At 67.7% G+C, this 11,012-nt stretch carries 15 protein-coding genes; 11 read left to right on the top strand and 4 right to left on the bottom strand.

Annotation, left to right across the window (positions count from 1 at the left end):
* The 3 genes from rho to hemE form a co-directional block, all read right to left on the bottom strand.
* A partial coding sequence (gene rho / locus Q0326_RS00225; protein ID WP_298685797.1) for a transcription termination factor Rho occupies positions 1 to 1,022 on the bottom strand: 1,022 nt, incomplete at its 3' end.
* Positions 1,023 to 1,306: 284 nt separating this feature from the next.
* The gene (locus Q0326_RS00220) at positions 1,307 to 1,762 is read right to left on the bottom strand and encodes a CopD family protein (RefSeq protein WP_298685794.1); all 456 of its coding nucleotides are present in this window, start codon (positions 1,760 to 1,762) and stop codon (positions 1,307 to 1,309) included.
* Positions 1,759 to 2,805, bottom strand: coding sequence for a uroporphyrinogen decarboxylase (gene hemE, locus Q0326_RS00215; protein ID WP_298685791.1), 1,047 nt, complete (start codon positions 2,803 to 2,805; stop codon positions 1,759 to 1,761). Before hemE ends, Q0326_RS00220 begins: the two co-directional genes overlap by 4 nt.
* Positions 2,806 to 3,119: 314 nt before the next feature.
* On the opposite strand from hemE, the gene Q0326_RS00210 reads away from it, so the two are divergent.
* The 11 genes from Q0326_RS00210 to Q0326_RS00160 all read left to right on the top strand — a co-directional run bounded on the left by Q0326_RS00210 (position 3,120) and on the right by Q0326_RS00160 (position 10,173).
* Entirely contained in the window at positions 3,120 to 3,956 is an 837-nt protein-coding gene (locus Q0326_RS00210) for a pyruvate, water dikinase regulatory protein (protein ID WP_298685788.1), read from the top strand.
* Positions 3,953 to 4,561, top strand: a complete 609-nt coding sequence (locus Q0326_RS00205; protein WP_298685785.1) for a nucleoside triphosphate pyrophosphatase — start codon at positions 3,953 to 3,955, stop codon at positions 4,559 to 4,561. Before Q0326_RS00210 ends, Q0326_RS00205 begins: the two co-directional genes overlap by 4 nt.
* Positions 4,558 to 5,418 carry a shikimate dehydrogenase gene (locus Q0326_RS00200; protein ID WP_298685782.1) on the top strand — a complete coding sequence of 287 codons (861 nt, stop codon included), beginning with the start codon at positions 4,558 to 4,560 and terminating at the stop codon, positions 5,416 to 5,418. Before Q0326_RS00205 ends, Q0326_RS00200 begins: the two co-directional genes overlap by 4 nt.
* A gap of 10 nt (positions 5,419 to 5,428) precedes the next feature.
* On the top strand, positions 5,429 to 6,070 hold the full coding sequence (gene coaE, locus Q0326_RS00195) for a dephospho-CoA kinase (RefSeq protein ID WP_298685779.1): 642 nt from the start codon (positions 5,429 to 5,431) through the stop codon (positions 6,068 to 6,070).
* The gene (gene dnaQ / locus Q0326_RS00190) at positions 6,031 to 6,765 is read left to right on the top strand and encodes a DNA polymerase III subunit epsilon (RefSeq protein WP_298685776.1); all 735 of its coding nucleotides are present in this window, start codon (positions 6,031 to 6,033) and stop codon (positions 6,763 to 6,765) included. Before coaE ends, dnaQ begins: the two co-directional genes overlap by 40 nt.
* A gap of 35 nt (positions 6,766 to 6,800) precedes the next feature.
* Positions 6,801 to 7,382 (top strand): ribosome-associated translation inhibitor RaiA, encoded by a 582-nt coding sequence (raiA, locus tag Q0326_RS00185; RefSeq protein ID WP_298685773.1) that lies wholly within the window; start codon positions 6,801 to 6,803, stop codon positions 7,380 to 7,382.
* A 21-nt stretch (positions 7,383 to 7,403) separates the two neighbouring features.
* The gene (locus Q0326_RS00180; RefSeq protein WP_298685770.1) at positions 7,404 to 7,871 is read left to right on the top strand and encodes a PTS sugar transporter subunit IIA; all 468 of its coding nucleotides are present in this window, start codon (positions 7,404 to 7,406) and stop codon (positions 7,869 to 7,871) included.
* Positions 7,872 to 7,878: 7 nt separating this feature from the next.
* Entirely contained in the window at positions 7,879 to 8,361 is a 483-nt protein-coding gene (locus Q0326_RS00175; RefSeq protein WP_298685767.1) for a PaaI family thioesterase, read from the top strand.
* Complete coding sequence (locus tag Q0326_RS00170; RefSeq protein ID WP_298685764.1) at positions 8,358 to 8,699, top strand: DUF1491 family protein; 342 nt, start codon at positions 8,358 to 8,360, stop codon at positions 8,697 to 8,699. The genes Q0326_RS00175 and Q0326_RS00170 overlap by 4 nt, the downstream gene beginning before the upstream one ends.
* Before the next feature lie 353 nt (positions 8,700 to 9,052).
* Complete coding sequence (locus Q0326_RS00165; RefSeq protein ID WP_298685761.1) at positions 9,053 to 9,535, top strand: cell wall hydrolase; 483 nt, start codon at positions 9,053 to 9,055, stop codon at positions 9,533 to 9,535.
* A gap of 146 nt (positions 9,536 to 9,681) precedes the next feature.
* A complete protein-coding gene (locus Q0326_RS00160) occupies positions 9,682 to 10,173 on the top strand; it encodes an MmcB family DNA repair protein (protein ID WP_298685758.1) in 492 nt (163 codons plus the stop codon).
* A 32-nt stretch (positions 10,174 to 10,205) separates the two neighbouring features.
* On the opposite strand, the gene Q0326_RS00155 is transcribed toward Q0326_RS00160, so the two are convergent.
* Positions 10,206 to 10,820: an ankyrin repeat domain-containing protein gene (locus Q0326_RS00155; protein WP_298685755.1), complete on the bottom strand. Its 615-nt coding sequence runs from the start codon at positions 10,818 to 10,820 to the stop codon at positions 10,206 to 10,208.
* Positions 10,821 to 11,012 lie beyond the last annotated feature (192 nt).

Genomic DNA, 11,012 nt, shown 5'->3' with positions numbered 1-11,012 from the left:
GAATTGCCGGTGCCCTTGAACTCCTCGAAGATCACCTCGTCCATCCGGCTGCCGGTATCGATCAGCGCGGTGGCGATGATCGAGAGCGAGCCGCCCTCCTCGATGTTACGCGCCGCGCCGAAGAAGCGCTTGGGGCGCTGCAGCGCATTGGCGTCGACGCCGCCGGTCAGCACCTTGCCCGACGAAGGCACGACGGTGTTGTAGGCGCGGCCCAGACGCGTGATCGAATCCAGGAGAATGACGACATCCTTCTTGTGCTCGACCAGCCGCTTGGCCTTCTCGATCACCATCTCGGCGACCTGGACGTGGCGCTGCGCGGGTTCGTCGAAGGTCGAGGAAATCACCTCGCCCTTTACGCTGCGCTGCATGTCGGTGACTTCCTCGGGGCGCTCGTCGATCAGCAGCACGATCAGGAACACCTCGGGGTGGTTGTCGGTGATCGCCTTGGCCATGTTCTGCAGCATGACCGTCTTGCCGACCCGCGGGGGCGCCACGATCAAGGTCCGCTGGCCCTTGCCCTGCGGGCTGACGATGTCGATCACCCGCGCCGACTTGTCCTTGACGGTCGGATCGAGCGTATCGAGGCTGAGCTTACGCTCGGGATAGAGCGGGGTGAGGTTGTCGAAATTGACGCGATGGCGGACCGCGTCGGGATCGTCGAAATTGATCGAGATGAGCCGGGTCAGCGCGAAATAGCGCTCGCCATCCTTGGGCGCGCGGATCTCGCCCTCGACGGTGTCGCCGGTGCGCAACCCGAATTTGCGGACCTGGTTGGGCGAGATGTAGATGTCGTCGGGGCCGGCGAGATAGTTCGCCTGCGGGCTGCGCAGGAAGCCGAAGCCATCGGGCAGCACCTCGATCGTGCCCTCGCCCATGATCTGCTCGCCCTGTTCGGCCTGCTCCTTGAGGATGGCGAACATCAGGTCCTGCTTGCGCATCGTCGACGCGCCCTCGACACCGAGCTCCTCGGCCATGGTGACGAGATCGGCGGGCGGGGTCTTCTTGAGGTCTTTGAGATGCATGGGGAGTCCTGGAGCGGGAAACTTTTGGAAGGGAGGCTTCGCGACGGGGAGAGAACGACAGGACGTCGATGTCGGGAAAGAGAGTCCGCAGCGGTGGCGGACGGCCTTGGGTCGCAGCTAGGTCGCGGCGGGGGCCAAGTCAAGCGGGGTTGTGGGCGGACCTGGCACGTGCACCTGCCCGCGTCCGCCCTTGCCACCAAAGCAAGAATGCAAACGCGTTGCGCGCGCCCGTCGGACGCCGCGTCTATCGATCCCCGATCGCGTCCGGGATGACGCAAGACGATTCAGAACGGCTTCACGATCGCAAGGATCACGATGACCACCGTGGCCACGCCCGGGACCTCATTGAGCAGCCGCAGCGTCTTGCCGCTGACCGTCGCATGACCGGTCGCCAGCTTCCTGGCGTAGCCCACCGCCCAGCCGTGATAGCCCGACAGCAGCACGACCAGCGCGATCTTGAGATGCAGCCAGCCCAGACCGGGCACGCCGTTGGCGATGCCGTCGTTGAGCGCCAGCGAGAAGCCGAGCACCCATACGGCGATCATCGCGGGCGTCAGAATGATATGGCGCAGCTTGCCCTCGCGCTCGACCCAGCGTCCCTCCTCGGCCGAATTGCCGAGCGCCTCTTGGTGATAGACCAGATAGCGCGGCAGCATGAACAGCCCGGCCATCCAGAAGATCACGAAAATCAGATGCGCCGCCTTCACCCAGGGATAGGCGTCTCCCAGCCATCCGATCATGCCGCACGCCTCACCAGTTCGAGCAGCCGCTCGACATGCTCGATCGGGGTGAACTGCCCGATGCCGTGGCCGAGGTTGAAGATGTGTGGACGATCCGCGAACGCCTGACGGATGCGCGCGACGCTCCGGTCGAGCCCGTCGCCGCCGGCGAGCAGCGCGATCGGATCGAGATTGCCCTGTACGGGCAACCCGGCCGGAAGCACGGCATGCGCCCAGACCGGATCGACCGCCTCGTCGAGCCCGATCGCATCGGCGCCGACGGCACGCGCATAGTCGCCAAGGCGTCCGCCGGCGCCCTTGGGAAAGGCGATCACCGGCACATCGGGATGACGAACCTTCAACGCCGCGACGATCCGCGCGGTCGGTGCGATCACCCAGCGGTCGAACTCGGTCGGCGCAAGGCTGCCCGCCCAGCTGTCGAAGATCTGGACGGCATGAACGCCGGCTGCGATCTGCCCGCTGAGATAGTCGATCGTCGCGGTCTCGATCGCGGCGATGATCGCGGCGAAGCCGGCCGGATCGCGATAGGCCATCGTCCGCGCGTCATGATGGTCCTTCGACCCCTCGCCGGCGACCATGTAGGTCGCGACCGTCCAGGGCGCGCCCGCAAAGCCCAGAAAAGTCGTCTCAGGCGGCAATGCAGCGGCAACCTGCCGCACGGTCTCGTAGATTGGCTCAAGGCGCTGTGGCGCCCCCTGCAATGCCTCCAGCGTGGCCTCCTTGAGCGGAGGTGCCAGGCGCGGGCCCTCGCCCGCGCCGAAGGTGAGGTCCTGGCCGAGCGCATGCGGGATGACGAGGATGTCCGAGAACAGGATCGCGCCATCGAAGCCGAAGCGGCGGATCGGCTGGATCGTCACCTCGGCGGCGCTCGCCGGATCGTAGCATAGCGCGAGAAACCCGCCTTTGTCGGCCCGGAGCGCGCGATATTCGGGAAGATAGCGCCCGGCCTGCCGCATCAGCCAGACCGGCGGCGGATCGCGTCGTTCGCCGCGCAGCACGGCGAGCAGAGGGCGGTCCGGTGACGACGAAGCCGAAGACTCCATATCTATCCTTTAGATTCAAGATGAGTTTGTTGAGAGTCAGTAGGGCCGCGCGAAACGGGGTTTATGCGTACAACACCGAATTGCCAACATCGGCACCACGGATTGACTCGACGCCGCCCTGCCGAGTCGCAGGATGCATATCCCGGGACTCACAGCCTGTGGATAAGTCTGGTCGCCTGTGGATGAATATGTCGATGACCCGCGGATGATGGGCATCGATCGGGCGACCGCCGATCCGCACGGCTTGTCGGCAGGCTGTGCCCATGCTTATCCACAGACTTTGCCCGAATGGTTCGGGACAGGGGTTTCCCGCCATGCGCATCCATCTCCATCTCCTGTCCGATTCCACCGGCGAGACGCTGGAGAATGTCGCCAAGGCGGGCCTTGCCCAGTTCGAGGGCGTCGAGGCGGCGAAGCATTTCTGGCCGATGGTCCGCTCCGAAGGCCATCTCGATCGCGTCTTGCTCGAGATCGCCGCCAAGCCCGGGCTGGTGATCTATACATTGGTCAATTCGACGGTCCGTCGACGGCTGGAATCGCGCTGCCAGGCGCTCGGCCTGCATGCCATCTCGGCGCTCGATCCGGTGATCGACGCGCTGTCGCGGCTGCTCGGCAAGGAGACGATCACGCGTCCGGGCGGGCAGCATACGCTCGACGCCGCCTATTTCGATCGTGTCGAGGCGATCCATTACACGATCGCGCATGACGACGGCATTGCCTCGGAGGATTGGGAAGAGGCCGATATCGTGCTCGCGGGCGTGTCGCGGTCGTCCAAGACGCCGACGTCCATCTATCTTGCCAATCGCGGCTACCGGGTCGCCAACATCCCGCTCGTCGTCGAAAGCCCGCCGCCGCCGATCCTGTTCACGCTGGTCAAGCCGCTCGTCGTCGGGCTGACCACCAGCCCGGACCGCTTGATCCAGATCCGCCGTAACCGGCTGCTGTCGCTCAACCAGACCACCGAGACCGCCTATGTCGACCAGGAGCGTGTCGCGCGCGAGCTCGCCTATGCGCGGCGGCTATTCTCCGATCATGGCTGGCCGGTGATCGACGTCACGCGGCGCTCGATCGAGGAGACCGCGGCGGCGATCATCAATCTCGCTACCGAACGCCGCGACAAGCTCGGCGCGGTCGCTGCGGTGTCCGCATGATCGTGCTCGCGTCGGGTAGCGCTTCGCGGCGCGCGATGCTGACCGATGCCGGGGTGGCGTTCGAGGTGATCCGGCCGCAGGTCGACGAGGATGCCGTCAAGGCATCGCTCAAGGCCGAAGGGATAGAGGCGCGCGGGCTCGCCGACGCGCTCGCCGAACTCAAGGCGATCTCTGTCTCGCGGCGGCAGCCGGGGCGGATCGTGATCGGCAGCGATTCGATCGTCGCGCTCGGCGCGCATGAGTCGGCCGGCGGCGCGATGCTCGACAAGCCCGACAGCCGCGACCGTGCCGCCGAACAGCTGCGGATGATGCGCGGCGGCACGCATCGGCTGGTCAGCGCGGTGGTCGCGGCGCGCGACGGCGTGCCGGTGTGGCGGCATGTCGACACCGCCAAGCTCCACGTCCGCGCCTTCTCGGACGCCTTCGTCGCCACCTATCTCGACGCCGAATGGCCGGCGATCGCGGGCTGCGTCGGCTGCTTCCGGATCGAGGGGCCGGGGGTCCAGCTCTTCTCCCAGGTCGAGGGCAGCCAGTTCACGATTCTCGGCATGCCGCTGCTGCCCCTGCTCGGCTGGTTGCGCGACGTCGGCGAGATGCCGGCATGATGTACGCCGAGGTGATCGGCGACCCGATCGCGCAATCCAAGTCGCCGACGATCCACCGCTTCTGGCTGATGGCGCTCGATATCGCGGGGGATTACCGCGCGACCCGGGTCGTCGCCGGCGGGCTCGCCGCCTATCTTGCCGACCGCCGCGCGGATCCCGACTGGCGCGGCTGCAACGTCACGATGCCGCACAAGCAGGCGGTGCTGCCGCTGCTCGACCGGATCGATGATCAGGGCGCGGCGATCGGCGCGGTCAACACGGTCGTGCGCGGCCCGGACGGGTCGCTGACCGGCCACAATACCGATGCCGACGGGTTCCTGGAACCGCTGCGTAGCGTGTTCGCCCATCGCCACCTGTTCCGTATGGCGCGCGTGCTCGGCACCGGCGGCGCGGCGCGTGCGGTGGTCGCGTCGCTGGCTCGGCACAACATGACGCTGGTGGTCGCCGGGCGCGATCCCGCCAAGGCGCAGGCGCTGCTCGACGAGCTTGCCCCGGCGACCTCGTCGATCGCGCATCATGCGGTGCGGCTCGCTCATTTCGCCGCGCCCACCGACTTCGCGTTCGACGATCGCGCCGGCTGTCTCGATCTCGTCGTCAACGCGACCGCGCTGGGCATGACCGGCCAGCCGCCGCTCGTCTTCGATCTCAGCCACGCCCCACCGGGCAGCATCGTCTATGACATCGTGACGTCGCCGGTCGAGACCCCGCTGCTGGCGGCGGCGCGGGCGCAGGGGCTGCAGACCATCGACGGGATCGAGATGCTGATCGGCCAGGCGGCGGTGGCCTTCCGCCTGTTCTTCGGTGCCGAGCCGCCGCGCGACCGCGATGCCGCGTTGCGCGCACTGCTGACGGCATGATCCTGCCGCAATGATTTTGCTGGGCCTCACCGGATCGATCGGGATGGGCAAGTCCACGGTCGCCACGATGTTTCGCGCCGCCGGCGTGCCGGTGTTCGATGCCGACGCCGCCGTGCACCGGCTGCAAGGGCCGGGCGGGCCGCTGCTCTCGGCGATCGAAGCCGCTTTCCCCGGCACGACCGGGCCGCGGGGCGTCGATCGCGCCGCGCTGGGACACGCCGTGTTCGGCGACCGCGTCGCGCTGCGCCGGCTCGAGCGGATCGTCCACCCCGCGGTGGCGGCGGCGCGCGACGCGTTCGTCCGTCGCCACCGGGCGCACCGCATCGTCGTCGACGACGTGCCGCTGCTGTTCGAGACGCACAGCGAGCACCGCGTCGACGCGATCGTCGTCGTCTCGGCGCCCGCCTGGATGCAGCGCCGCCGCGTGCTCGCTCGGCCGGGCATGACGCCGCAGAAATTCGCCGCGATCCTCGCCCGGCAGACGCCCGACGTCGCCAAGCGCCGGGGTGCCGACTTCGTCGTCCCGACCGGCGTCACCCGCGCGGAGACACGGCGTCACGTTGACGATCTGCTCGCTTGCCTCCGGGCGCGCGGGGTCCGATATTGCCGACCATGCGCGAGATCGTCTTCGACACCGAAACCACCGGCCTGAGTCACGCGAGCGGCGATCGTCTCGTCGAGATCGGCTGCATCGAGCTGGTCAACCGCAACGAGACCGGGCGGCATTTCCACGCCTATTTCCACCCCGACCGCGACATGCCGAGCGAGGCCGAGCGCATCCACGGCCTGTCGATCGCCTTCCTGTCGGACAAGCCGCGTTTTCATGAGGGCGTCGAGGACCTGCTCGAATTTCTCGGCGACGCGCCGCTGGTCGCACACAATGCGTCGTTCGACTTTGGCTTCCTCAATGCCGAGCTGACGTTGTGCGGCCGGTCGATCGTCGCGATGGAGCGGATGATCGACACGCTGGCGATGGCGCGCACGCGGCATCCCGGCGCCAAGCACAGCCTTGATGCGCTGTGCTCGCGCTACGGCATCGATCGCAGCCATCGCGTCAAGCATGGCGCCTTGCTCGACGCACAGCTGCTCGCGCAGCTCTATGTCGAGCTGTGCGGCGGCCGGCAGATCGGGCTGGGGCTGGCGGATGCGTCGGCAACCGCGCTTGCGGTCGCCACCGCGGCGGCCGATGCCGCCGCCAGGCCTTCGGTCCGTCCGATCCGGTCGCCGCGGCCGCATGCTGCATCTGCGACCGAAATCGAACGGCACGAAGCGTTCGTCGCGACGTTGATCAATCCCGTCTGGACCCTTCCGGGCCCTGCGGTTGACGCAACCGGACGGTCGGCCTAGCCCGCCCGCCCGCAGACCAAGTAGGAGATCGAGACATGGACATCCGCGTATCCGGCCATCAGGTCGACACCGGCGACGCTCTCCGTGAGCATGTGTCCGATCGACTGGGTGGCATCGCCGAGAAATATTTCGCGCGGGCCATCTCGGCCAATGTGACCTTCGGGACCGCCCCGCACGGCGCGTTCAGCTGCGACATCATTTCCAACGTGATGAAGGGCGTCGTGCTCAAGGCCTCGGGCTCGGGCCAGGAGGCGCATCCCGCGTTCGACGAGGCCGCCGCCAAGATCGAGAAGCAGCTCCGCCGCTACATGAAGCGGCTGCGCAGCCACAATGGCAATGGCCACGCCGCCGAGGTTGATGGCGGCGTCGACGCCAATGCGGGCTACACCGTGTTCAACGCCGGCGGCGACGAGGAGGAGGTGCCCGATGCGCCGCTGATCATCGCCGAGACGCGCGTCGACGTCCCCGACGCCACCGTGTCCGACGCCGTGATGATGCTCGACCTGCGCAACACCGGCGCGCTGCTGTTCAAGAATGCGGGCACCGGCGCGTTCAACATGGTCTATCGCAGGGCCGACGGCACGATCGGCTGGGTCGAGCCGAACCGCGCGGGCTGACCGCGCGTTACGTCCTGACATATGGACGATTTCAGCGACCTGTTGCCACCGCATGCGGTGTTCCACGATCTGGCGGCGTCTTCCAAGAAGGCGCTGTTCCAGTCGTTGTCGGGTCTTGCCGAACGTCAATTGGGGTTGACCGGTCGCGACGTCGCCAAACGGCTCGCCGATCGCGAGAAGCTCGGGTCGACCGGCTTCGGCGGTGGCGTCGCGATCCCGCATGGCAAGATCGACGGGCTGCCCCGCGTCGTCGGTCTGTTCGCCAAAACCGCCCAGCCGATCGACTTCGCCGCGATCGACGGTCTGCCGGTCGATCTCATCTTCCTCTTGCTCTCGCCGACCGACGCTGGCGTCGAGCATCTCAAAGCCCTCGCGCGGGTGAGCCGGCGACTGCGCGACCGTGGTTTCGTCGCCAAGCTGCGCGGCGCGGGGTCGGCGGACGCGCTCTACGCGCTGTTCGCGGGCGGCGAATCGCGCGACGCGGCATGAAACGCGCATGACCCGCGGCGCCTCCGCAGGCGAGCGCGCGCATTTCGCGGCGCTGGAAAGCCTCTACCGTGCCGCGCCGATCAACCAGCTGTTCCAGTCGCGGCTCGAGATCGTCGAGGCCGGCGTCGCGCGCATCCACTTCCTCGTCGACGAGAGCGTCTATCATGCCGCCGGCGCCGCGCACGGCACGATCTACTTCAAGATGCTCGACGACGCCGCTTTCTATGCCGCGAACAGCTTGGTCAGCGATCGCTTCATGCTGACCACCGCGTTCAACCTGTTGCTCACCCGGCCGATCAAGGCGGGCCACGCGGTGGCGGAGGGGCGCTGGGTCAGCGGCAAGCGCCGCGTCATGGTCTCCGACGCGCATCTGCTCGACGCCAGCGGCGAGGAGGTCGCGCGCGGAACCGGCACCTTCATGCGCTCGCACTTCCCGCTTTCCTCGCTGCCCGGCTATGGCCCGCCGCCGCCTGCGATCCCGGCGGAATGACCCCCCGGCTCACCACCCGGATCGAGGTATCGGCGCTGATCAGGCGGGTCGAGGGGCAGGGCGGTCACGGGATGGTTCTGGCCAAGGGCGACGGCGACGCGGGCGCGATCCTGCTGGTCCTGACCGAGCGCGGAACCCCGCATATGCTGCTCGAACGCGCGCTTACTGTCTCGGGCGACTATGGCTGGCGGTCCGCCGGACCCCAAGATGTGGCGGATAATCGAGCGTTCGACCCCTATATTCAGCGCCGCCGCCAGTCCGACGACGACCTTTGGGTGGTCGAGCTAGACGTCGCAGGAGTCGAACGGTTCGCCGCTGAAATGATCGCGACGGGTTGACGCGACCCGGCCGCACGGGGAAAGGGGGGCCATTGATCGGGGACGGCTCCGCCTGCGTTTATAGGGCGGTTCCGTAGTCGGGGGATCAAAACCGGCTCTATGTACTGAGAGGGCCGGCGGGGTTCACCGCAGTTTATCGGCACGTAATGCGCAATTTCACTCGCGCGGCCCTCGCGGCTGCGTCCTTTTTATGCCTGCTCGGAACGGCCACCATCGCCGAACCGACATTCGCCGCCGAAGGCGACGCTTCCACTGGAGCGGCCACGGCGATGCTGGCATCGGTCACGGCACCACTTCTCGCCGTCGATGCGCGGACTCTCGAAGCCCGCGATCTGGATTTCTCAACGTCGGGCATGGCCGAGGGTTCCCTCCCCGCCGCCCAGACCCCCCGCGCCGACGCGCCGCAAGCCACGCTGCAGACGCCGCAATCGCTCGACGATCTCGTCGCGAACCGCGTCGCGGCCACCACCGGCGACGAGCAGGGCGACTGCCTCGCCACCACCGTCTATTATGAATCGAAGGGCGAGCCGCTCGACGGCCAGCTCGCGGTCGCGCAGACGATCGTCAACCGCACCACCTCGGGCCGCTTCCCGTCGTCGGTCTGCGGCGTCGTCCGCCAGCCCGGTCAATTCTCCTTCCTCCGCAACGGCAGCATGCCCACCCCGCCGCACGAGAGCAGCGCGTGGAAGCGCGCGGTCGCGGTGGCGATGATCGCCCGCGACGGCCTGTGGAAGCAGATCGCGCCGGCCGCGCTGTTCTTCCACGCGCGCCGCGTCTCGCCGGGCTGGGGCAAGATCAAGGTCGCCTCGCTCGGCAACCACATCTTCTTCCGCTGAGGTTCCGCTTATCGTCATCCCGGACGTGATCCGGGATGCAGGGCGTCACACGCTATCGCTTGAGGCTCAGGATGCCGGATCGAGTCCGGCATGACGACGGTGCCGGTATCTTCCCTCCGTTCGCCTGATGTTCTAATCCGGACGCCATGGCGACTCGCATCTCCCCGCTCGATTGCTTCACCGACGCGCCGCCGCAGGCGGCCGATGTCGCGCGCGGCGTGTCGCGGCTGCTGTTCCGCGCGGATGCGATGTCGCTTTGCGAGGTGCCGCTGGGCAATGGCCGGCGCGCCGACCTGATGGCGATCGACGCCAAGGGCTGCGTCGTCATCGTCGAGATCAAGGTGTCGCGCGCCGATCTGCTCGGCGACGCCAAATGGCCCGATTATCTCGACTATTGCGACCGCTTCTACTGGGCGGTGCCGGCGGGGTTCGACTGCGGCCCGTTCGAGCGCAAGCAGTTGCGCCCCGAGATCGCCGGACTGATCGTCGCGGATCGCTATGATGCGGTGATCGTGCGGGAGGCAGCGGTGCGTCCGCTCGCCGCGCCACGTCGCAAGGCCGAGACGCTGCGCTTCGCCCGCCGCGCCGCTCGCCGCACGATGGCCGCGCTCGATCCGGGGCTCGACGCGCGCGACTGAGCCCGTGACGACAATCGATGCTAGTCAGGCCGCTAGTTGATCGACGGTCCCGCCAGATTCTTGTGCACCACCGGCTTGACCGCCTGCAGCAGCGCCAGGATTTGCGCCGAGCGCGGGTCGCGCTTGGCATAGTCGATCGCCGACAGGCCGGCGACATGATCGGTTTCGCGCGGATCGGCGCCATATTGCAGCAGAACGCGCACCGATTCGATGTCGTGCGCCTGCGTCGCCACGATCAGCGCGGTTTCGCCGCGATTATTGGCGAGATTGGCGTTGGCGCCGACCTGGAGCAGCTGGTTCTCGCCCTCGACGAAGCCAACCTGCGCGGCGTCGACCAGCGCGGTGTTGCCGTCGCGGTCGCGGCTGTCGACGGGCACGCCCTTGCTCAGCATGAACTGCAGCCAGACGAGATCGCGCCGCTTGGTGACGATGTGCAGCGCATTGTCGCCATTGTCGTCGCGAGTCAGCGCGATCGTGCCGGGATTCTTGTCGAGCAGCTCGGTCGCCTTGCCGCCGTCGCGATCCTTGACCGCCTTGAGGAAGTCGTACGCGTTGGACGAGAATTGCGCGGCGAGCGGCGTCGCCGCCATCGCCAGCGTGACGACCGCGATCATCCCGCGTCCTACGCCCCACACCGCACGCTTCATCGATCACTCTCCCTGCCACCGGCACTCGCTTGCATCGCCGCGCATAGCAAAGCATGGCTGGCCCCGCCATGAATGCTCGTACCCTCCTGATCGCCGGGACCGCGCTGACCCTGCTGCCGCTCGCCGGCTGCGGGCGGCAGGCGTCCGCGCCGCCGCCGCTCGCCGCTGATCGGGCGGCACCGATCGGCGTCG

The sequence above is a fragment of the uncultured Sphingomonas sp. genome (assembly GCF_937859915.1).
GTDB lineage: Bacteria > Pseudomonadota > Alphaproteobacteria > Sphingomonadales > Sphingomonadaceae > Solisphingomonas.
The sequence above is the reverse complement of the archived record's forward strand: the minus strand, read 5'-3'. Positions and strand labels throughout refer to the sequence as shown.